Source organism: Stenotrophomonas sp. SAU14A_NAIMI4_5 (assembly GCF_003086795.1).
Lineage (GTDB): Bacteria > Pseudomonadota > Gammaproteobacteria > Xanthomonadales > Xanthomonadaceae > Stenotrophomonas.
Window position 1 is genome coordinate 3,672,837 of sequence record NZ_CP026003.1, and the last position, 21,088, is coordinate 3,693,924.

A 21,088-nucleotide genomic window follows, 5' to 3' on the forward strand; every position below is an offset into this window, starting at 1 on the left:
ATCAAGACGTGTGAAGCGCAGCGGCCCCCAAGGGCGATCGATCATCGGCCCTCGCGGGCCCAGGCCAACCGCGCCAGGGCGCTGCGTACGTGGTTCTCAACCGTGGTCACCGAGACACCCAGCCGGCGCGCGATCTCGGCCTGGGTCAGGCCCTGCAGCCGGTTGAGGCGGAAGATGCTGCGGGTCGGCTCGGGCAGGTGACCGGCCGCGTCCAGCACCCGCTGCAGCTCGTCCTGGGCCATCACCTGTTCCTCGGTGGACACCTCGTCCTCCTCTTCCCACAGGTAGTGCTCGGCCAGCAGGCGGTTGCGCCGCGTCGACTCGCGGCCATGATCGGTGGCCAGGTTGATCGCCAGGCGGTACAGGTAGGCCCGCGGGTTGTCGATGCTCTGCTGGTTGTCGACGCCACGGGCCTTGAACCAGACCGCCTGGATCACGTCCTCGGCACCACTGTCGCCGCCCAGGATGCGCTGCACCCGGCGCAGCAGCGCCGGCCGTTCGCGGATCAGCAGTTCGGTGAGGGTGGCGGCATTGGAAGGCATGCGCGAGGACGGGACGGACGGGGGCGGCGCGCATGCTACTCCGTAAATGCGAATCAGTCACGTTTGCGTATGGTGGGTCGCCTCAGAGGCAGTCAGTCAGCCCGTCGTAGACGCTGATCGAGGTGCCGGGCAACGGCACATCGATGGCATCGCGCGGAGGCACCGCTTCCAGCGCCTGCAGCAGGCTCTCCAGCGGCGTGCCCGCGGCCAGCGGCAATGCGCAGGCATAGCTGCGCAGGTCGACATCGATACTGCCGTCGTCCAGCACCGAGCTGTTGCTGCCGGCAAAGGTCCAGGTGCAACCGGCCACCTGGCCACTGGCCCGCTCCACCGCGCAGCGCAGGCGCATGGCCTGCAGGTTGTAGTACTCGCCCTCGCAGAAAGTGTCCCCGCAGACGTCATCGAAGCCGGCCACCAGCGCGCGCTCGACGCTGCGGAAACGCTCCCAGCCGCTGGCCGGGTCCGGGTAGAGGCGCGCATCGACGTAGCGATCGGCAGCGAGGGCGGGCACGCTGGCCAGGCACAGCAGCAGCCCCATCAACATTCGTGGCGCGCCCATCATCCCTGCCTCCCAGCATTGCCCGGCCCCTGCAGGCAGCCCAGCAGGCCATCAAACAGGCCCCGGCCCAGGCCAGGGAACGGGGCCTCGACGCCGTCCGGCCCCGACAGGACCGCGTGGAACTGCTCCACCGGCACGCCCGGAAGCAGGTCGACCGGGCAGACCCAGCGGCCGTTGTCCACCTGCACCTCGCCGGTGGCGGGCTGCACGCGCAGCTCGCTGGCCGCCACCACCCAGGCGCAGCGGGTGACCACCGCCGCCGCCAGCTGCACGGCGCAGCGCACCTGCATGACCCGGTAATTGCTGTAGTCGCCCGCGCAGATCGTGTCGGCGCAGATGTGGTCGAAGCCCCGCATCAGGGCCGCTTCCAGGTTGTAGAAACGGTCCCAGTTGGCTTCGCTGGTGGGGAAATCGACCAGGTCGACATGGCTGCCGGCCACCGCCGGCGGGGCGACGGACAGCAGTACGGCAAGGCCACAGCAGCGTATCCAGGTCATGGCGGTGCTCCTCGGGAATGAAGCTCCAGCCTGCGCCGCCCCACGCTCCGCCCCCATCGGGAAACCCCGCGGCAGCCCCTCCGCCGGGGGCCACGACGAAGGTCGGCCCCGCCCTACCCTGCACAGCGCCCGTCAAAGGCATAAAATGGTGGGCTATCCGTCCACATCCCCCACCTGGAGCACACCATGGGTCTGGAACTCGTCTCGCCCGGCAAGAACCCGCCGGAAGAAATCAACGTCATCATCGAGATCCCGAAGGACTCGGAGCCGGTGAAGTACGAAGTGGACAAGGAAACCGGCGCGATCTTCGTCGACCGCATCCTGTCGACCCCGATGCGCTACCCGTGCAACTACGGCTACGTGCCGAGCACCCTGTGTGGCGATGGCGACCCGGCCGACGTGCTGGTGGTGCTGCCGCTGCCGCTGGTCCCGGGTTCGGTCGTGCGCTGCCGTCCGGTCGGCGTGCTGAAGATGAGCGATGAGGCTGGCAGCGACGAGAAGATCCTGGCCGTGCCGGTCTCGAAGATCTTCAGCGGCTACGCCCACGTCGAAGACATCGCCCAGGTGTCCAGCCACTGGCTGGAGCGCATCGGCCACTTCTTCGAGCACTACAAGGACCTGGAAAAGGGCAAGTGGGTCAAGCTGGACGGTTGGGGTGGCGCGGCCGAGGCCAAGCAGATCCTGATCGAGGCGCACCAGCGCCACCTCGACAGCAAGGCCTGAGTCTGAACAGGATCGCTCCGGTGCCACGCGCCGGAGCGATGCTGGTCACGTTTCAACACTGCGGCCCATCACTGTTGGCGCCGTATTAGGTAAATTGCGTCACTTCACACGTCATCGACGCGCGCCGTCGAGACAGCCAGGGGAATGTGTCGTGCGTATTCTGCTAGTTGGGGATTCAGCCAGCCTGCCGGCTGAGCTGAGCGAGTTCATTGCCGATCTTGGGGAAGAATGGCAGCCGCTGACCGCCTTCGATGGCCACACTGCGATGTCCGCGGTGGCAGCGCAGGGCGTGGATGCGGTGATCGTCTGCCCGCAGCTGCCCGACCTCAATGCAACCACGTTGCTCGGTCAGATCCGCACGCTGCGGCCTGAAACCATCCGTATCGCACTGGTCGATGCCCAGCACGGCAACCGGCCGCCGCCGGCGCGCCTGATCGGCGTGGCCCACCGCTTCCTGCCGCTGCCGCTGGCGCCGGAAGTGCTGCTGGAAGCGCTGACCAGCCTGGAAGAGCTGCGCGAGGTGCTCGACAGCCCGCGCCTGCGCGATGCCATCGGCCGTATCGAGAAGCTGCCCTCGCCGCCGCACCTGTACCTGAGCCTGACCCAGGCGCTGGAACACGATGACGACACCGACAGCGCCGACGTGGCCAAGCTGGTGGCCGCCGATCCGGCAATCGCGGCCAAGGTGCTGCAACTGTCCAATTCGGCGTTCTTCAGCCAGGGCCGCACGATTGCCGACCTGCGCACCGCGGTGACCCGCCTGGGCCTGGCCACGCTGCGCGACCTGGTGCTGGCCAGCGAAGTCTTTTCCGCGCCGACGCTGTCGGCTGCAGAGCGCAATTCGCTGCAGCAGCGTGCGCTGATGGCCTCGCGCCTGGCCGCGCGCCTGCTGCCCGAATCCAGCGCGGAGCTGGGTGCGACCGCCGCCCTGCTCGCCGATATCGGCCTGCTGCTGCCGGGCGTGCGCAATGAGCGCAGTGAACCGGCGCTGGCCGACGATCCGCGCCCGGGCCATGCCGAAGCCGGTGCCTACCTGCTGGGCCTGTGGGGCCTGCCGATGCCGATCATCGAAGCGGTGGCCTTCCACCTGCAGCCGCAGCGCGCCAACACGCGCAGCTTCTGGGTGACCGGTGCGGTGCACGTGGCGCTGGCGCTGGTCAACGGCGACCCGGTGGACGAGGACTACCTGCAGCGTGCCGGCGTGCTGAACAAGCTGCCGCAGTGGCGCGAGCATGCCAACAGCCTGATGGGGCTGGTACCCACCGAAGCCTGATTCTGCCCTCGCGGCAGATCGATGGCGCGCCCGGTTGGGCGCGCCATCGGCGGATCAGCGCTGCGGGCAGGCGTCCAGCACGCAGTTGCGCCATAGCAGCTGGCACTTCACCGCAGACCCGCCTTCGGCAAGGCATTCCTGGCGAACCTCCTCGCAATAGCGGCCACCGGCACAGACGATGAGGTTCTGGGCAGATGTCGACCCCGCCAGCGTGGCGTAGATCAGCACCGCGGCAGACAGCTTTCGCAAGAGCGTGGCTTTCATATCCGTCTCCAAGCGTCCGTCATTGGACGACGGGACTGTGCTGGATGCGTCAATCGTAGTCCGTGATCGAATTCAACCTTTGACCTGCGTCAGAGTTTCCCTACAGAGAATCCGGAGAACCGCCGGCATGGGTCGGCAGCAGCCACAAACAAAGAGGGCGGACCTTGCGGTCCGCCCTCCTGTGTTGCGTGTCGCGACGCTTCGATGGATCAGAAGCGCTGGGTGTACTTCATGTACAGGAAGCGACCCACGTCGAAGCCACCGTAGTAGGCGAACGCAGAGTTCGGGGCCGAGTACATCAGCGGACCCTTGTGATCGAACACGTTGTTGGCGCCCAGGGCGATGGTGGCATCCCACGGAGCCTTGTAGCTGACCTGCAGGTCGTGGAAGGTGTTCGAACCGGTGTGACGCAGCGGATCGGTTTCGCCGTTGGAGTAGTGGTTCGGGGCATCGCACCAGCCATCAGCCAGGCTGATGCAGTTTTCCTTCATGCCCGAGTAGTAACGCGCGGTCCAGTTGACACCGAAATCACCGTACTGCCAGTTGACACCGAGGTTCGAACGGACGCGGAACAGGCCCGGCTCGCTGACGCGACCGATGGTGATGGTGTCACCAGCGCTGTTCTGGCCTTCTTCGTCGTACTTGGCGGTGTAGCTGGTCTGCCAGTCGATCGAGAACTGACCGATGGCCAGTTCCGGCAGACGGTACTTCACACCCAGGTCGTAACCTTCGGTTTCCATCTTGCCGAGGTTGGCGGTGCCGTAGGTGATGGCGGTGATGTGGCCATCGTTGCCGCGGACGACGCTGTCGCAGCGCGAGGAGTTACCCAGCACGTAGCAGTCGCGCAGGATGCGGTCGACGCTGTCGGCGATGATCATGTCGCTGATCTGGTACTTGTACCAATCCAGCGAGATGTCCAGGCCCTGCACCCACTGCGGGCTCCACACGATACCGGCGGTGGTGCTCTTCGAGGTTTCCGGCTTCAGGTTCGGGTTGGCACCCGAGATGAACTGGTCCGGCGACTGGCACGGCAGGGTCGAGCACGGGACGTTGCCCTGGCCCAGCTGCACGTAATTGGCCGGTGCACCCGCGGCGAGGCAGGCTGCGTTGCCTGCGACGCTGCCCGGGGCGCCAACGCCGCACGGATCGACGTACGACTCGAAGCTCGAGCTCAAGCCACCGTACAGATTGTCGATGGTCGGTGCGCGGAAGCCTTCAGCGCGGGTCGCGCGGACCAGCAGGCCTTCGATCGGACGCCAGGTCAGACCGAACTTGCTGTTGGTGGTGCCGCCGAAGTTGCTGTAATCCGAATAACGGCTGGCAACGTTCAGGGTCAGTTCCTTGGCAAACGGAGCGTCAGCCAGCAGCGGAACGTTCAGTTCGAGGTAGACCTCGTTCAGATCGTATTCGCCGCGGGTCGGCTTCTGGCCCAGGCCGGTGGACTGGCCCGACTGCGCGAAGGCGTCCGGCACGTAGCTGCCTTCTTCCTTGCGGTGCTCGACGCCCATGGCGAAGCCCAGATCACCGGCCGGCAGGGTCACGATGGAACCGGCAAGGTTGGCGGTGAAGCTGGTGGTCTTGGTGACGCCACGGGTAGTGAAGGTCGGGAACAGGAAGTCCTGCAGCTCCTGGTTCGCCAGCGTACCCTGGCCATCAACGCCGTACGGCAGCAGCGGGTTCCACGGACGGCAGTTACCCAGCGCGATCGGATCGGCCGCGGTACCGCACTGCGCCACGCCATCAGCGTTGATGAAGGACGCGCCGAGGGCCTGGCGGGCAGCGATCAGGCTCATGTCACCGCGGTTGGACTTGATCGACTCGTTGCGGTTCCACAGGGCGCCGACGTCCCAGTCGAAGGTCTTGCCAGCGACGTCGAAGAAGCCGCTGACGGTCGGCGCAAAGCGCAGGGTCTTCAGCTGGCTTTCGGTGGTACGCGGCACTTCCCACAGGCGGCGACGGAAATCGACGCTTTCGCCGACCGGATTGAAGGCACTGTCGGCCGACAGCGGGGTGTTGATGTCCGACGAAGCGGACTGGTACGGGTAGCCCGCGATCTGCTGGAACGTCTGACGCTCGTTGTAGAGCAGGTCGGTGTTCAGGCTGATCGAATCGGTGAAGTCGTAGGTGCCGTTGATGTAGACCGACTTGCGCTTGACGCCGGTCAGCAGGGTCATCTGCTGGTTGGCGTTCGAGTACTCATCCTGGGTCAGGGTGTGGTAATCGGCCGGGTTGTTCGGGTTGCCACCGGCATTGAGCGTCTGCCAGACCGGGCTGTTCTCGCAGTCGTAGACAACCGGGTTGCACCAGGTGCTGTTCTGGCTGATCGGGCTCCACTGGGCCGAAGTCGAGTTCGGACCACGCGAACCGTCGCGGCTGAACCAGCGGTCCTTCGCCCACACCGGATCTTCGTTGGAGTACTCGGCCGACAGGGTCAGGCTGCCGCGCTCACCACGGGCGCCCAGGGTCATCGAGTACTGCTCGGTGCCGCCGTCGCCCTTGCCGTACTGGCCGACGTAGACGTTGGCTTCGCCACCGTCGAAGTTCTTGCGGGTGATCACGTTCACGACGCCGGCGATGGCATCCGAACCGTAGATCGAGGACGCGCCGTCCTTCAGGATCTCGATGCGCTCAACGGCCGACATCGGGATCTGGCTCAGATCCTGGTAACCGGCAGTGGTGGCGCCCAGGCGCTTGCCGTTCATCAGCACCAGGGTGCGCTGTGCGCCCAGGTTGCGGATGTCGACGTAGTAGCCGCCGACGTTCTCGCCCGAAGCCAGGGACTCCGAACGCGAAATGGCCGGCGAACCAGCCGAAGTCATGTTGTTCAGCACGTCAGCGACGCTCGAGAAGCCCTGCTTTTCCAGGCTTTCACGGGTCATCGTCAGGATCGGCTGCTGGGTCTCCATGGCGGCGCCGCGGATGCGCGAACCGGTGACCGAAATACGATCGAGGTCGGTGGTGCCAGAAGCCGCTTCCTGAGCGGAAGCAAACGCCGGCGTCAGCGCCAGCGCAATGCCGGCCGGCAGGAGGCCGAGCCGCACTGCGGGATTACGGAAGTTCATCAATCTCTCCAAGGTACGTGTTAGCAGCGTGTTAAAACACCCCAGCACGTTACGATTGCGTTGCAGCGCTGAATTTGCGCGACACACCCGGAGACTTTGCCGATTGTGGCGGAAGCTTCGCGCCGTTTTCACGAAAACGCGAAGCGGAGGTGCCATAGCGCGCACGGAAGGCACGGGCGAAGCTGCAGCAGTTGTCGAAGCCACTGGCCGCAGCCACTTCGCCGACCATCATGTCGGTGTCGCGCAGCAGATCCGCCGCACGCTCCAGCCGCAGGCGTGCCGACAGCGACTGCGGGCTTTCCTCGTACAGGCTCTGGAAGGTCTTGGAGAGATACCAGCTGGAGAAGTTGGTCAGCTCGGCCAGTTCGCCGATGCGCACCACGCGGTGACTGTTGCCTTCCAGGTACAGGCGGGCGCGCTGCATGCGACCGAACACCTGGCGCTTGCGGCTGCGCGAACGGCCCGGGCAGCGCTGCACGTTGTCCGCCAGGCTGCGCTGCAGGCCGGCCAGGTGCAGCAGCAGCGGACGCAGCGACGGCGCCGGCAGGCCATTGGCCAGTGCCTCACGCCACAGGCGCAGGCCGACGCGGGCGTCGCTGCGGCTCATCCGGCCACGGCCGGCGTACAGACCGCAGTCGGCCAGCTCGGCCAGCACCCGCAGCGCCTCCGGATTCAGGCTCAGGCCCACGCACAGGCCATTGCGGCCGGCCTGCACCAGCGGGCGCGATTCCTTCTCGAACGCGATCCACTCACCCTGGCGCAGCCGGAACCGGCCTTCCTTCGCTTCCACCCAGGAGGTGCCACGCACCTGCATCCAGACGGTGAAGTTGACGCCGGCGGTCTGCAGGCTGCCCAGGCGGGCAACGCCCAGGCAGGTCGGGGCTACATCGTCGACGGCCTTGTCGAGGGACACGGTTTGGCCGCGATCGGCCAGGGAAAGTTGACGCATGTGGGCACCACGGATTTGCCAAGTACAGGCCTCCGTTTTGCCCAATCAGGTGCTTCCGCGTCAGGAAAGTCTGACGAGATCGCCACGAATTCGCGACGAGAGCGTCACGAAGAAATTACGAAGGCCCATTGTCGTTGAAGATCAATAACTTGCTGAAGGCAGGGAACAGCGACGGCGCCGCCTTGGGCAGGTGCATGACGCCGATGTCCGCCCCGTCGGTGACCGCCAGGGCCAGATACAGGTCGTTTCCATCGGCGCTGGCGCTCAGGCCGTTACCGGCACTGAGCCGCTGCGCATCCAGGCAGCGCTCCGGCTCCTCGTGATTGCCGCGCAGGCGCACCAGGGTGGTGGCGCAGGCATTGCTGGTACCGAGGTAATCCACGCCGCCCTGCCCGGCCACGGTCCAGGTCCGGTAGCGCCAGCGGCTGGGCCGGTCCTGGCTGATCTGCTGGACACTGGCCTGGTCCAGGGCCGGATCGATCGACCACAGCCCGCTGGCCGCCAACCGGGTGAACACCACCCGCCCGCCGCTGCGGTCGAAACGCGCCTGGGAGACGCCTTCCACGCTGGCCAGGCGCCGCCACGGCTGGCTGCTGCGGTCGAACAGGCTCAGGCGGGTGTGCTGGTCCGCGTCGCGCTCGAGCACCAGCAGCTGGTCCGGGTTCGCCCCGTACAGCACCTGCAGGGGTTGCTCGACCGGCACCGGAAGCAGCTGCAATCGCTCGTCGCGGGGCGCGATCTCATAGACCACCGCGTTGCCGTGATCATCGCGGCCCACCACCAGCACCTGGCGGCTGTCCTCCGACCAGTCCGGGGCCTGCCGGGCCTCCGGGCGCAGCCCCTCGATCGGCCGCAACGAATCGGGTCGCTGCAGGTCGGCCCACCACAGCGCGAAGCTGCCGGAGCGGTCGGAACTGAAGACCAGCTGGTGGCCATCGGGGGCCAGCATCGGCTGGGCGTCACGACCGCTGGAGGCAAACAGGCGCTCGCTGCCACCGGTCGCCGACATCCTGAACACGCCGAACTGGGCGCGCCGGTGCACGAAGGCGAGCATGTCGCCGCGGCGCGACACCGCCGGCCACTGCGCATCATCCAGGCCGGCATCACGCAGGGTGCGGCGTGCCACGTCCAGGTAGTACAGACGGGCTTCGCTGTCGACGCGGCGGCCGAACACGATGGTGCGGCCATCGCCTAGCCAGGCCCAGCCACGCAGCTCGGCCGATTCATTGGTCAGCTGTTCGGGCGTGCCGCCCGTAGCCGGCACGCGCCACAGATCGCCCAACTGCGGGTTGCGCACGAACACCAGCCAGCGGCCATCGGGCGAATAGCGCGGCGCATAGTCGAAATCGTCCTCGTCCACCGCGTAGTCGATCGCCCGCCACTGCCCGGTGGGCAGATCCAGCACACGGATGCCGCGATGGGCGTAGCGGCCGACCATGCTGCCGAACACCAGGCCACGGCCGTCCGGCGTCCAGTCGAAGCTCAGCAGTTCGGTGCCATCGCAGCGCGTGGCCTGGCGCAGCGCGCCGCCGGTGGCACTGGCCACCAGCACCTGGCAGCTGCCGTTGGCACCAAAGCGTGCAAAGGCAATCTCGCGGCCATCCGGTGACCAGGTCGGGAAACGATCATTGGCGCCTTCCGGCGGCGACAGCAGCTGGCGTGCCGGCGCGTTGCCCGAGGTCTGCACCTTGATCGCGTTCCCGCCCTTGCCGTCCTCGTTCGCGCCTTCATAGGCAACCTGCGAACCATCCGGCGACAACGTGGGATAGGTCTCGAATCCGGCGGTCGCGGTGATCAGGCGATACGGGCGTTCGGGGCTGCCGATCACGCGGGTGCCATCTTCCACCGCCGCATCCACCGGCGAGCTCACCGGCGACGGACGCCGCACCAGCAACACCGTCAGCACCAGCAACGCGAGCAGCATCGCCACGCCCAGCGCCAGCAGCAGGCGACGACGCCAGTAGCGCCAGCGACGGCGCGCCGCCGCATCCGCTGCCGGCTGCAGCACCGCCATGGGTTCATCAACGGCCAGCGCTTCGGGCGATGCCGCGTCCTCCGCACCTTCAGGCACGGCATCGGCCAGCAGCTGCACCGGCACCAGCAATCGATAGCCGGTCTTGGCGATGGTTTCGATGTAGGTCTGGCCGTTGTCCTGGTCGGTGCTGAACGCCTTGCGCAGCTGCGTCACGGCCTGGGTCAGCACATCATTGGTCGGCAGCGTATCCGGCCACACTTCCGCGAACAGTTCTTCGCGGGTGACCACGCGACCCGGTTGCCGCAGCAGCACGCGCAGCACGCCCAGCGCTTTCGGCGTGAGCCGGCGCGGGCGACGCGCACCCACGACGTCAACCTCGCGCGAGGACAACGTCACGGTGCAATCGCCGATCCGTATGCGGTCGGCTTCAGGCGGCTGGGTTTCGCTGGTCATGTGCTGCTAAAGGTCTGAAACGGGCCACGGAGGCAACTGCCAATCGACACGATTCCGTCCGAGGCACAGCGAGAAGCCAGATTCCGCAAAAAGCATCGGCGCATACCGCAAAAAAAACGAAGCGCGCGAATATTAGCCTATGCAGGTTACCTCGCCTATGCGTGGTGGACATCAGGCTCTCTCTCGCCGACGCATTCACATAAGCAGCAACATCATTCGCGCCCCTTTGGGCGCGAAATTTTTATCTGGGGTTCATTTTCAGAGACGCCGGATCATGGTCAATCCGACCAGTCGCGAAACCACCAGAGCGACGTACATAACACCGGAAAACTGCTCCAGCATGACCAATGCGCGTGCCTGTGGATGCAGCGGGACGACGTCGCTGAGCCCCACCCCGGACAGCAAGCTGAAGCTCAGATAAAGCAGTTCCATCCAGGTGCGCTGCGGCCCCTCTCCACTGCCCTGGAAACTGCCCGGATACCACTGCTGGCAGACCGCAAATGCGAACGCGAATCCCCACGCGAGCAACGTGAACGTAGCACCAACGGCAAACAGCTCATCGCGGGTGACCTTATGGTCCTGCAGCATGTAAGCGATCAACGCGCCTGCCGTATAGAAATACAGCAGGCTTTCCAGCAGCTGCGCCGTGGTTCCCAGCGCGGGTCGGTCCAGCAGTGCCGCGGCAATGGAGAACACCACCGACGGGATGGCCAGCAGCAGGGCCAGCCACGTTCCCAGCGGGCTGCGCTGCACCACCCACAGCGCAAGCCCCAGTACCGCCATGCCGAACACACCCAACGCGGCGCGCCCGCCTGCGGTGTCATCCAGTGCCGGATACAACATCACCGCGATCAGCTGCGCCCCCAGCAGCCAGGCCGACGGATGACGGCGGGCGATGGCCAGCCAACGGGTGGTGATGGCAACGGGCATGGCGTGCTTCCCTGTGTGGTGGCGCGAGGATAGCCGGTGCAGCGTGGATGCGTGGTGGTAGCGCCGGGCGCTACCGCTGCCACCCCGCTTCGGTATGGTCACGCACATCCTGGGTGATTTTCATCGAACAGAAGTTCGGACCGCACATCGAACAGAAGTGCGCCTGCTTGTGCGCATCCTTCGGCAGCGTCTCGTCATGGAACGCCTTGGCTTTTTCCGGATCCAGCCCGAGGTGGAACTGGTCTTCCCAGCGGAACTCGAAGCGCGCCTTGCTCAACGCGTTGTCGCGCACCTGTGCACCCGGATGGCCCTTGGCCAGGTCCGCCGCATGCGCGGCGATGCGGTAGGCCATGATGCCCTCGCGAACGTCCTGTCGGTTGGGCAGGCCCAGGTGTTCCTTCGGCGTGACGTAGCAGAGCATGGCCGTGCCGAACCAACCGATCATCGCCGCGCCGATGGCACTGGTGATGTGGTCGTAACCCGGTGCGATATCGGTGGTCAGCGGCCCCAGCGTGTAGAACGGCGCTTCACCACATTCGTGCAGCTGCTTGTCCATGTTCTCCTTGATTAGCTGCATCGGCACATGGCCGGGGCCTTCGATCATGGTCTGCACATCATGCTTCCAGGCAATCTTCGTCAGTTCGCCCAGCGTTTCCAGTTCACCGAACTGCGCCGCGTCGTTGGCATCGGCGATGCAGCCCGGGCGCAGGCCATCGCCCAGCGAGAAGGTCACGTCGTAGGCCTTCATGATTTCGCAGATGTCTTCGAAATGCGTGTAGAGGAAGTTCTCCTTGCGGTGTGCCAGGCACCACTTGGCCATGATCGAGCCGCCGCGACTGACGATGCCGGTGACACGTTTGGCGGTAAGCGGCACATAGCGCAGCAGCACGCCGGCATGGATGGTGAAGTAGTCCACGCCCTGCTCGGCCTGTTCGATCAGCGTGTCGCGGAAGATTTCCCAGGTCAGCGCTTCGGCGCGGCCGTCGACCTTCTCCAGCGCCTGGTAGATCGGCACGGTGCCGATCGCCACCGGCGAGTTGCGGATGATCCACTCGCGCGTTTCATGGATGTGCTTGCCAGTGGACAGGTCCATCACCGTGTCGCCGCCCCAGCGGATGGCCCACACCAGCTTCTCCACTTCCTCGGCGATGCCCGAGGACACCGCGCTGTTGCCGATGTTGGCGTTGATCTTGGTGAGGAAGTTGCGGCCGATGATCATCGGCTCGCTTTCCGGGTGGTTGATGTTGTTGGGCAGCACCGCGCGCCCGCGGGCGATTTCATCGCGCACGAATTCGGGGGTGATGATGCTCTGGATGGCGGCGCCGAACGACTGCCCCGGATGCTGCTGCAGCAGCGCCGCATCGCGGATCGCCTCGAGCCGCTGGTTCTCGCGGATGGCGACGAATTCCATTTCCGGCGTGATGATGCCGCGCCGTGCGTAATGCATCTGGGTGACGTTGGCACCGGCACGCGCGCGCCGTGGCAGGCTGCGCGCGGGGAAACGCACGGGGTCGAGCTTCGCATCGTGTTCGCGGTCGCGACCGAACGCCGAGCTCAGGCCATCGAGCTGTTCGGTGTCGCCCCGCTCCTCGACCCAACCGCGGCGCAGCGCCGGCAGGCCTGCGGAGAGATCGATCTGCACCTGGGGGTCGGTGTAGGGACCGGAGGTGTCATACACCGTGACCGGCGCGTTCTCGCCGCCGCCAAACAACGCGGGCGTGCGGGACAGCACGATTTCGCGCATGGGCACGCGCACATCGGGGCGCGAGCCCGGCACATGGATCTTGCGCGAACCGGCAATCGGCTGGATCACCGATTCGGAGAGTTGCTGGGCCTGCTGCTGCAGGGCGGAGAGCTGTGCGTTCATCGGGCATCGTCCAGGAAAGGTCAGGGACGAAGCGGCGGCGCACTGCGCACCGCGCCCGGACGGTCCTTGGGCGGACTCCGGGCACGGCAGCACTGCAAAGCTTCCCTACGCCGGTATGAGCCGGATCAGGTTCCAAGGGACTATCTCAACCGCGACCACCAGGCCGCGGTACCCCCGCTTCTTGCTGCGCATTAGAGCACGAAGGTGTGGGGACAGGGGTCAGAGCCCGTTGCTGGGCAACGGGATCCGACCCACCGTTAACGGAACGATGACATCCCGTTCAGTAACGTGATGCGGTGCCGCATGCGTGGCCCTCGCTGCAAGCTCTGGCTCGCTCCCCTCAATCCCTTGATCGGAGAAGCTCCTTCATGGTGTTTCGCGTTTCCATCGCACTGGTCCTGCTGCTGGTGCTGCTCGCCGGTGTCGCACCTGGCCCCTTCAACAGCGTCGTGCAGAGCATCCTCGGCGAACTCATCCGCGGCATCGGGTGGCTCTACCTGCTGGTCGTGTTCCTCGCCTTGGTCTTCCTGATGTACCTGGCGTTCGGTCGCTTCGGCAACCTGCGCATCGGCGGCGAAGATGCCGAACCCGAATTCTCGCGTGCCAGCTGGATGTCGATGCTGTTCGCCGCCGGCATGGGCATCGGCCTGGTGTTCTGGGGCGCGGCCGAACCCATCTCGCATTTCAGCAAGCCACCGGAAGGCATCGCCCCACAGAGCATGGACGCCGCGCGCGCTTCGATGCGGTACGCGTTCTTCCACTGGGGCCTGCACCCGTGGGCGATCTACGCACTGATCGGCCTGGCGATGGCCTGGTTCCAGTTCAACCGCAACGGACGTGGCCTGGTCAGTGACATGCTGCAGCCGATCATCGGCCGCCACCATCGCGGCTGGATCGGCAAGGTGGTGAACGTCGCCGCCGTCGTCGCCACCGCCATTGGCGTCGCCACCACGCTGGGCTTCGGCACCATCCAGATCGCTGCCGGCGTGCAGCGCATCTTCGGGCTGCATGCGGGCGTGCCACTGCAGCTGACCATCATCGCGGTGGCCTTCGTGCTGTACATGGCGTCCACGCTCAGTGGCGTGGACAAGGGCATCAAATGGCTGTCCAACTTCAACCTGGCGCTGGCGGCGCTGCTGCTGGCCCTGGTGCTGGTGCTCGGCCCCACCGGTGCGATCTTCAATACCTTCACCACCACGCTGGGCTCCTACCTCAACCAGCTGGTGACGATGAGCCTGCGCATGTCGCCGTTCTCGTCGAGCACGTGGGTGGCCGACTGGACGATCTTCTACTGGGCGTGGTGGATCTCCTGGGCGCCCTTCGTCGGTTCGTTCATCGCCCGCATCTCGCGCGGTCGCAGCGTGCGCGAGTTCGTGGTGGGCGTGGTGCTGGCACCGACGCTGCTGGGCTTCTTCTGGTTCTCGGTATTCGGCGGCACGGCCATCTGGTCGCAGATCTTCGGCCACGCCGATCTGGTGCAGGCGCTGGGCAATGGCTACGAGACGGTGCTGTTCACCCTGTTTGACAGCATGCCGATGCCGTTGCTGCTGTCGTGCATCGCGCTGGTGCTGCTGATGATCTTCTTCGTGACCTCGGCCGATTCGGCGGTGCTGGTGCTGGCGAGCATGTCGACCGACGAGGCGGGCGATCCGCCGCTGAAGCGCAAGCTGGCCTGGGGCGTGGGCATCGCGCTGATAGCCGGTGCGCTGCTGCTGGCCGGCGGCCTGGATGCGCTGCAGGGGATGATCACGATCGCGGCATTGCCGTTCGCGCTGTTGATGGTGCTGGTGATGGTGTCGCTGTACCGGGTACTGGATGAGGAGTACACGCGGGAGCGCCGGCAGGCGCTGCGGCAGCGGCACATGATCGATGCGTGGATTGCGCGGGAGATGGCGGCGCAGGAGGAGACGCAGGCGGAGGCGGCGCGGGCGCACGATCAGGATTAAGTGTGTTTTTGCAGGGCTTGCAGCCCTGCACCTGCTCAATGCAACTGCAACGGCCGAAGCCAGAGCGGCTCTGGGTTGCTGCTGGTTGGGCGGGGAGGGGACAGCTGGCGGGACACGCCGCAAGTACGTCCCTGTAGGCTCGGCCACGGCATCCATGCCGTGGACGGTCCCGCCAACTGTCCCCTCCCCGCCTCCGACAATTTCCCGGTGACGGCAGTAGATCCACGCCATGCGTGGATGGGGTGTATCGGAAAACAAGAAGGGGTCGGATCCGTTTTCCTGCGGAAAACGGATCCGACCTTAACTCAAAGCGAGCGGCTGTGGCTGTCGCCTTTGCTCTTGCTCTTGCTCTTCTTTTTTCTTTTCCTGCGGTGATGGCCACGGAAACCGTCCGTGGCCGGGCGGGTGGGTTGGCTGGGGGCGTGAGCCGCATGGATGCGGCGACCGAGCTTACATGGACGTACTTGCAGCGTCCCCCAGACAACCCACCCGCCCGGCCAAACCCAGCATTACTGAAACCACCACCACCGCAGAGGGGGCTCAGCCCGTTGGCCGGGAAACTCAGTACCCCGCCGCCTGCCCATCCTTGCGGCTCTCGGAAGCACCGTAGTAAACCCCGCTCTCCGGATCACGCATGATCGCCTGGTAGCCGCCATACGGGCCGTCGGCGAACACGATGCGATGCCCCTTGCGCATCAGCGCGCGCACCGTCTCATACGGGAAGCCGATTTCCAGATTCACTTCACCGCCATCGCTCATCGCCGTCGCCTGGCCGGTCGGTTCGGTCGAGCCCTCGTGCTGGATGCGCGGTGCATCGCCGGCTTCCTGCAGGTTCATGCCGAAGTCCACCAGGTTCATCACGATCTGCGCGTGGCCCTGCGGCTGCATCGCACCGCCCATCACGCCGAAGCTGGCGTAAGGCTTGCCGTCCTTGGTGATGAAGCCCGGGATGATGGTCTGGAACGGGCGCTTGCCCGGTGCGTAGCCATTGGGATGGTTCTTCTGCAGCACGAACATCTCGCCGCGGTCCTGCAGGATGAAGCCCAGCCCCGGCGGTGCCATGCCGCTGCCCATGCCGCGGTAGTTGGACTGGATCAGCGACACCATCATGCCGTCGGCGTCGGCCACGGTCATGTAGATCGTGTCGCCCTCCTCCAGCTGCTTGGGCGTGCCTGGCTGCACTTCCTTCAGTGCCTTGTCCATCGAGATCAGCGCGCGGCGCTGCGCTGCGTAGTCCTTGGAAATCAGCTTCTGCACCGGTGCCGGCTGGAAGGCCATGTCGGCGTAGAAGCGCGCGCGGTCGGCGAAGGCGAGCTTCTTGGCTTCGACGAACAGGTGCACGTGCTCGGGCGAGCCGAACGGGATCTTCGAGAAGTCGTAGCCTTCCAGCACGTTGAGGATCTGCAGCGCGGCGATGCCCTGGCTGTTCGGCGGCAGTTCCCACACGTCATAGCCACGGTAGTTGCTGCTGACCGGCTCGACCCACTCGCCGTGGTGGTCGGCCATGTCCTGGTAGCTCAGGTAGCCGCCGTTGGCCTTGAAGTAGTCGCCGATGGTGTGGGCGATGGCGCCCTTGTAGAAGGCATCGCGGCCGCCGTCGGCGATCTGCTGCAGGGTGCTGGCCAGGTTCGGGTTCTTCCACATCTCGCCCTTGCGCGGGGCGTGGCCGTTGATCGTGAACTGCTCGCTGAATCCGGGGTACTTGGACAGCTTCGGTACCGAGCGGTCCCAGTAGTACGCGATGACCTCAGCCACCGGATGCCCCTCGCGGGCATAACGGATGGCCGGGGCCAGGTTGTCGGCCATCGGCTTGCGGCCGAAGCGCTCGTGCAGGGCGAACCAGCCGTCGACCGCGCCGGGCACCGAGACCGGCAGGGGGCCGGTGGCCGGGATGTCCTTCAGGCCGCGGCGCTGGAACTCGGCCAGGGTCAGCGACTTCGGCGAGCGGCCCGAGCCGTTGTAGCCGTACAGCTTCTGGGTCTTGGGGTCCCAGACGATGGCGAACAGGTCGCCGCCCACGCCGTTGCCGGTCGGCTCCATCAGGCCGAGGGTGGCGTTGGCGGCGATGGCAGCGTCAACCGCCGAACCGCCGGCCTTCATCACGTCCAGCGCGACCTGGGTGGCCAGCGGCTGCGAGGTGGCGGCCATGGCATGTGGGGCGATCACCTCCGAGCGGGTGGCGAAGGTGTGGCCGGTGATGCGGTCGGCGGCGAAGGACAGCGCGGGCATCGCGGCCAGTACGGCGGCGGCCAGCAGGGAACGGGCAAGGCGTCGGGACACGGTCGGGTTCCGGGGAAAGGGTGGTGCCCCGATCTTCGCCGCTGCGGCCTTCACGCGGTATCGGGCAGAGGTCATGGAAGGCGCTGGCAATCCGCCGGGCATGGCCCGGCGCTACCTGCACGGGACCCGGTAGCGCCGGGCCGTGCCCGGCGAGCGCAGCGGTAAAAGCCCCTCATTCCCGCGCAAAAAACCCGCTGAAAAGAGTGAATTCCGGTTCACCGAAACAATTTCAGTCGCAACCATCCTTGTGCCGCAAGCGATTGCGCCGGATGCAGCGGAAACCAAAAAAATATCCGTTGCCAGGGTTGACACTGCCGAATCGCACATGTTTCTCTCGATCACATGTTGCACCACACCACGCCACTGCGAACCCACGTTGAAGCCGCCGACACCGGCGCCGCCTCGCTGCGTTCGATTCTCGTGCTCGTACTTATTACCCAGCCAACAGGTGCGGGACGAGCCAGCGTGTAAGCAACAGACACACCGGAACTCGACAAAAACCCGCACCCGCCCCGGTGCGGGTTTTTTCATTTCAAGACCTGGTTTCAGACGCAACCACCATGAAGACCGCCAACTGCAAAACCCGGACCTGCCACACCACGACGCCTCGTGGTGGCTGTGCCCGTGCGATGCGTGGCGCCTCCCCCGCCGTTTTCCCCTGACCGGCCGGTACGTCGCTTCGACTGCCGGCCGTCTTTTTTCTTCCCGTCTTTTTCTTCCCACCGCAAGGAACCTCCCCCATGAGCACCAACGATCTGCCCCAGACCAAGATCGCCGTCATCGGCTACGGCAGCCAGGGCCGCGCCCACGCACTGAACCTGCGCGAATCCGGTTTCGACGTGGTGGTAGGCCTGCGCCCGGGCGGCCCGACCGAAGCCAAGGCCCAGGCCGACGGCTTCAACGTGGTGGCCCCGGCTGACGCCGTGAAGGACGCCGACCTGGTCGCCGTGCTGACCCCGGACATGGTGCAGAAGGAGCTGTACAACGAGGTGCTGGCGCCGAACATGAAACAGGGCGCCTGCCTGCTGTTCGCCCACGGCCTGAACGTGCATTACGGCATGATCGAGCCGCGCGCCGACCTGGACGTGGTGCTGGTCGCGCCGAAGGGCCCGGGCGCGCTGGTCCGTCGCGAATACGAAATCGGCCGCGGCGTGCCGTGCATCTGGGCCATCCACCAGGATGTCACCGGCAACGCCGAACAGCATGCCAAGGCCTATGCGGCCGGCCTCGGCGGCGCCCGCGCCAACCTGATCCAGACCACCTTCAAGGAAGAGACCGAAACCGATCTGTTCGGTGAGCAGGCAGTGCTGTGCGGCGGCGCCTCGGCGCTGGTGCAGGCCGGCTTCGAAACGCTGGTGGAAGCCGGTTACCAGCCGGAAATCGCCTACTACGAAGTGCTGCACGAACTGAAGCTGATCGTCGACCTGTTCTACGAAGGCGGCATCTCGCGCATGCTGGAATTCGTCTCCGAGACCGCCCAGTACGGCGACTACGTCAGCGGCCCGCGTGTGATCGACGCCAGCACCAAGGAGCGCATGAAGGAAGTCCTGAAGGACATCCAGGACGGCACCTTCACCAAGAACTGGGTGGCCGAGTACGAAGCGGGCCTGCCGAACTACAAGAAGTACAAGCAGGCCGACCTGGAGCATCCGATCGAGAAGGTGGGCAAGGAACTGCGCGCCAAGATGGTCTGGTTGCAAGGACAGGCCGCGTAACCACGCGGCCACCCCCACCCGCTTTGCAAGGTTCCCCCATGAACTCTCCCACACACCGCAGCGCGCCGCCCAACGGCGCGCGCTGGCTGACCCAGGCGCTGGAGGCCGAGGGCGTCCGTACGCTGTTCGGCTATCCCGGCGGCACCATCATGCCGTTCTACGACGCGCTGGTGGATTCGTCGCTGAAGCACATCCTGGTGCGCCACGAGCAGGGTGCGGCGCTGGCGGCCAATGGCTTTGCCCGCGCCAGCGGCCAGGTCGGCGTCTGCGTGGCCACCTCCGGCCCCGGCGCGTCGAACCTGGTCACCGGCATCGCCGATGCGATGCTGGATTCGGTGCCGATGGTCTGCATCACCGGCCAGGTCGCCACGCCGCTGCTGGGTACCGACGCCTTCCAGGAACTGGATGTGTTCGGCCTGACCCTGCCCATCGTCAAGCACAGCTGGCTGGTGCGCAGCGTCGATGACCTGCCGCGCGTGGTGGCCGACGCCTTCCGCATTGCCCGCGAGGGCCGCCCCGGGCCGGTGCTGATCGACCTGCCCAAGGACGTGCAGCTGGCCGATGCCAGCCACCTGCCGGCGCATGTGCCGTCCAGCGTGGAACCGCCGGCCGCGGCCGCCGATGCGGCCATCGCCGACGCCATCGCTGCACTGGCAGCGGCCGAGAAGCCGGTGATCTACGCCGGCGGTGGCATTGCCCTGGGCGAGGCCGTGCAGGACCTGCGCGACTTCGCCGAGGCCAGCGCCATCCCCACCGTGATGACCCTGCGTGGCCTGGGCGCGCTGCCCCCGCAGCACCCGCAGTCGCTGGGCATGCTGGGCATGCACGGCACCCGCGCGGCCAACATGGCGGTGCAGGAAAGCGACCTGCTGCTGGTGCTGGGTGCGCGCTTCGATGACCGTGCCACCGGCAAGCTGGCCGAGTTCGCTCCGTTCGCCCGCGTGGTCCACATCGACGCCGACGCCTACGAGATCTCCAAGCTGCGCAGCGCCGATGTCGCGGTGCCGGGCAATGTCAGCCATGCCATCCGCGCCCTGCGTGCGGCCTTCCCCTCCCCCCAGGCCCACCAGGACGCATGGCGCAAGCGCTGTGCCCAGCACCGCGACCGCTTCGCCGCCCGCTACGACGCACCGGGCCAGCACATCTACGCCCCGGCGCTGCTGAAGCGGCTGAGCGAAGTGGCGCCGGCCGACACGGTCATCGCCTGCGATGTCGGCCAGCACCAGATGTGGGTGGCCCAGCACTGCCGCTTCAACCACCCGCGCAACCACCTGACCAGTGGCGCGCTGGGCACCATGGGCTTCGGCCTGCCGGCGGCGATGGGCGCGCAGTTCGCCTGCCCCGACCGCACCGTGGTGCTGGTGTCCGGCGATGGCAGCTTCATGATGAACGTGCAGGAGCTGACCACCATCGCGCGTTGCCGCCTGCCGGTGAAGATCGTGCTGCTGGACAACAGTTCGCTGGGCATGGTGCGGCAGTGGCAGGAGCTGTTCTTCTCCGAGCGCTACAGCGAGATCGACCTGTCCGACAACCCGGACTTCGTGGCCCTGGCCAAGGTGTTCGGCATCGCTGCCACCCGCATCGACAACCGCGACGACGTGGAAGGCGGCCTGGCCGCGCTGCTGGCCGAACCGGGCCCCGCCCTGCTGCACGTGGCCATCGATGCACGCGCCAACGTGTGGCCGCTGGTGCCGCCCAACACCGCCAACAGCACCATGCTGGAAAGCAACCCCGCCCACGCCCGCCAGGAGACCCCAAATGCAATACCGGCTTGACCTGGTGCTGCACCCGGCCGAAGGCGCGCTGCTGCGCGTGATCGGCATGGCCGAACGCCGCGGCTTCGCCCCGCGCGCGATCAGCGGCGCGCCGGTGGCCGCCGATGACGGACGCTGGCACCTGCAGCTGGTGGTCGATGGCCAGCGGCCGCCGGAAACCCTGTGCCGGCAGATGGAAAAGATCTACGACTGTGTGTCGGTACAGCTGACGCCCGTGGAAGGAGCTGCATGATGAACACCCGTACCGTAGCGACCACGGTGCCGGCACGGAGGCGTCT

At 66.3% G+C, this 21,088-nt stretch carries 16 protein-coding genes and 1 riboswitch; of the genes, 6 read left to right on the forward strand and 10 right to left on the reverse strand.

Annotation, left to right across the window (positions count from 1 at the left end):
- Positions 1–41: 41 nt before the first annotated feature.
- The 3 genes from C1925_RS16965 to C1925_RS16975 form a co-directional block, all read right to left on the reverse strand.
- Entirely contained in the window at positions 42–542 is a 501-nt protein-coding gene (locus tag C1925_RS16965) for an RNA polymerase sigma factor (RefSeq protein WP_108769915.1), read from the reverse strand.
- An 82-nt stretch (positions 543–624) separates the two neighbouring features.
- A complete protein-coding gene (locus C1925_RS16970; RefSeq protein ID WP_254051341.1) occupies positions 625–1,080 on the reverse strand; it encodes a hypothetical protein in 456 nt (151 codons plus the stop codon).
- Positions 1,081–1,100: 20 nt separating this feature from the next.
- A complete protein-coding gene (locus C1925_RS16975; RefSeq protein ID WP_108769917.1) occupies positions 1,101–1,598 on the reverse strand; it encodes a hypothetical protein in 498 nt (165 codons plus the stop codon).
- 186 nt (positions 1,599–1,784) lie between these two features.
- Between C1925_RS16975 and ppa the strand changes: the two genes are divergently transcribed.
- Both ppa and C1925_RS16985 read left to right on the forward strand, forming a co-directional pair.
- Entirely contained in the window at positions 1,785–2,321 is a 537-nt protein-coding gene (gene ppa / locus C1925_RS16980) for an inorganic diphosphatase (RefSeq protein ID WP_005410935.1), read from the forward strand.
- A 151-nt stretch (positions 2,322–2,472) separates the two neighbouring features.
- A complete protein-coding gene (locus tag C1925_RS16985) occupies positions 2,473–3,594 on the forward strand; it encodes an HDOD domain-containing protein (RefSeq protein ID WP_108769918.1) in 1,122 nt (373 codons plus the stop codon).
- A 54-nt stretch (positions 3,595–3,648) separates the two neighbouring features.
- On the opposite strand, the gene C1925_RS16990 is transcribed toward C1925_RS16985, so the two are convergent.
- From C1925_RS16990 to thiC, 6 genes are all read right to left on the reverse strand, one after another.
- Positions 3,649–3,858, reverse strand: coding sequence for a hypothetical protein (locus C1925_RS16990; RefSeq protein WP_108770746.1), 210 nt, complete (start codon positions 3,856–3,858; stop codon positions 3,649–3,651).
- Positions 3,859–4,067: 209 nt separating this feature from the next.
- The gene (locus C1925_RS16995) at positions 4,068–6,920 is read right to left on the reverse strand and encodes a TonB-dependent receptor (protein ID WP_108769919.1); all 2,853 of its coding nucleotides are present in this window, start codon (positions 6,918–6,920) and stop codon (positions 4,068–4,070) included.
- Between the two features lie 49 nt (positions 6,921–6,969).
- Positions 6,970–7,869, reverse strand: coding sequence for a helix-turn-helix transcriptional regulator (locus C1925_RS17000; protein WP_108769920.1), 900 nt, complete (start codon positions 7,867–7,869; stop codon positions 6,970–6,972).
- A gap of 115 nt (positions 7,870–7,984) precedes the next feature.
- Positions 7,985–10,297, reverse strand: coding sequence for a winged helix-turn-helix domain-containing protein (locus tag C1925_RS17005; protein ID WP_108769921.1), 2,313 nt, complete (start codon positions 10,295–10,297; stop codon positions 7,985–7,987).
- Between the two features lie 258 nt (positions 10,298–10,555).
- Complete coding sequence (locus tag C1925_RS17010) at positions 10,556–11,227, reverse strand: ion channel (protein ID WP_108769922.1); 672 nt, start codon at positions 11,225–11,227, stop codon at positions 10,556–10,558.
- Between the two features lie 70 nt (positions 11,228–11,297).
- Positions 11,298–13,094 carry a phosphomethylpyrimidine synthase ThiC gene (gene thiC / locus C1925_RS17015; RefSeq protein ID WP_108769923.1) on the reverse strand — a complete coding sequence of 599 codons (1,797 nt, stop codon included), beginning with the start codon at positions 13,092–13,094 and terminating at the stop codon, positions 11,298–11,300.
- A gap of 84 nt (positions 13,095–13,178) precedes the next feature.
- Positions 13,179–13,280: riboswitch (TPP riboswitch) on the reverse strand.
- 182 nt (positions 13,281–13,462) lie between these two features.
- On the opposite strand from thiC, the gene C1925_RS17020 reads away from it, so the two are divergent.
- Positions 13,463–15,040 carry a BCCT family transporter gene (locus C1925_RS17020; RefSeq protein ID WP_108769924.1) on the forward strand — a complete coding sequence of 526 codons (1,578 nt, stop codon included), beginning with the start codon at positions 13,463–13,465 and terminating at the stop codon, positions 15,038–15,040.
- A 561-nt stretch (positions 15,041–15,601) separates the two neighbouring features.
- Here the strand turns inward: C1925_RS17020 and ggt are convergent.
- Complete coding sequence (gene ggt / locus C1925_RS17025; protein ID WP_108769925.1) at positions 15,602–17,320, reverse strand: gamma-glutamyltransferase; 1,719 nt, start codon at positions 17,318–17,320, stop codon at positions 15,602–15,604.
- A gap of 740 nt (positions 17,321–18,060) precedes the next feature.
- On the opposite strand from ggt, the gene ilvC reads away from it, so the two are divergent.
- From ilvC to C1925_RS17040, 3 genes are read left to right on the forward strand one after another with little or no spacing between them, the layout of a single operon-like run.
- A complete protein-coding gene (ilvC, locus tag C1925_RS17030) occupies positions 18,061–19,035 on the forward strand; it encodes a ketol-acid reductoisomerase (RefSeq protein ID WP_108769926.1) in 975 nt (324 codons plus the stop codon).
- Positions 19,036–19,073: 38 nt separating this feature from the next.
- Positions 19,074–20,810, forward strand: coding sequence for an acetolactate synthase 2 catalytic subunit (gene ilvG / locus C1925_RS17035; protein WP_108769927.1), 1,737 nt, complete (start codon positions 19,074–19,076; stop codon positions 20,808–20,810).
- Positions 20,794–21,042 (forward strand): ACT domain-containing protein, encoded by a 249-nt coding sequence (locus tag C1925_RS17040; RefSeq protein WP_079223152.1) that lies wholly within the window; start codon positions 20,794–20,796, stop codon positions 21,040–21,042. The genes ilvG and C1925_RS17040 overlap by 17 nt, the downstream gene beginning before the upstream one ends.
- Positions 21,043–21,088 lie beyond the last annotated feature (46 nt).

What these genes read in the sequence shown, in the direction of transcription:
- C1925_RS16965 (WP_108769915.1), bottom strand. Translation starts at nt 542, where the DNA reads ATGCCTTCCAATGCCGCCACCCTCACCGAACTGCTGATCCGCGAACGG.
- C1925_RS16970 (WP_254051341.1), bottom strand. Translation starts at nt 1,080, where the DNA reads ATGGGGCTGCTGCTGTGCCTGGCCAGCGTGCCCGCCCTCGCTGCCGAT.
- C1925_RS16975 (WP_108769917.1), bottom strand. Translation starts at nt 1,598, where the DNA reads ATGACCTGGATACGCTGCTGTGGCCTTGCCGTACTGCTGTCCGTCGCC.
- ppa (WP_005410935.1), top strand. Translation starts at nt 1,785, where the DNA reads ATGGGTCTGGAACTCGTCTCGCCCGGCAAGAACCCGCCGGAAGAAATC.
- C1925_RS16990 (WP_108770746.1), bottom strand. Translation starts at nt 3,858, where the DNA reads ATGAAAGCCACGCTCTTGCGAAAGCTGTCTGCCGCGGTGCTGATCTAC.
- C1925_RS16995 (WP_108769919.1), bottom strand. Translation starts at nt 6,920, where the DNA reads ATGAACTTCCGTAATCCCGCAGTGCGGCTCGGCCTCCTGCCGGCCGGC.
- C1925_RS17000 (WP_108769920.1), bottom strand. Translation starts at nt 7,869, where the DNA reads ATGCGTCAACTTTCCCTGGCCGATCGCGGCCAAACCGTGTCCCTCGAC.
- C1925_RS17005 (WP_108769921.1), bottom strand. Translation starts at nt 10,297, where the DNA reads ATGACCAGCGAAACCCAGCCGCCTGAAGCCGACCGCATACGGATCGGC.
- C1925_RS17010 (WP_108769922.1), bottom strand. Translation starts at nt 11,227, where the DNA reads ATGCCCGTTGCCATCACCACCCGTTGGCTGGCCATCGCCCGCCGTCAT.
- thiC (WP_108769923.1), bottom strand. Translation starts at nt 13,094, where the DNA reads ATGAACGCACAGCTCTCCGCCCTGCAGCAGCAGGCCCAGCAACTCTCC.
- C1925_RS17020 (WP_108769924.1), top strand. Translation starts at nt 13,463, where the DNA reads ATGGTGTTTCGCGTTTCCATCGCACTGGTCCTGCTGCTGGTGCTGCTC.
- ilvC (WP_108769926.1), top strand. Translation starts at nt 18,061, where the DNA reads ATGAGCACCAACGATCTGCCCCAGACCAAGATCGCCGTCATCGGCTAC.
- ilvG (WP_108769927.1), top strand. Translation starts at nt 19,074, where the DNA reads ATGAACTCTCCCACACACCGCAGCGCGCCGCCCAACGGCGCGCGCTGG.
- C1925_RS17040 (WP_079223152.1), top strand. Translation starts at nt 20,794, where the DNA reads ATGCAATACCGGCTTGACCTGGTGCTGCACCCGGCCGAAGGCGCGCTG.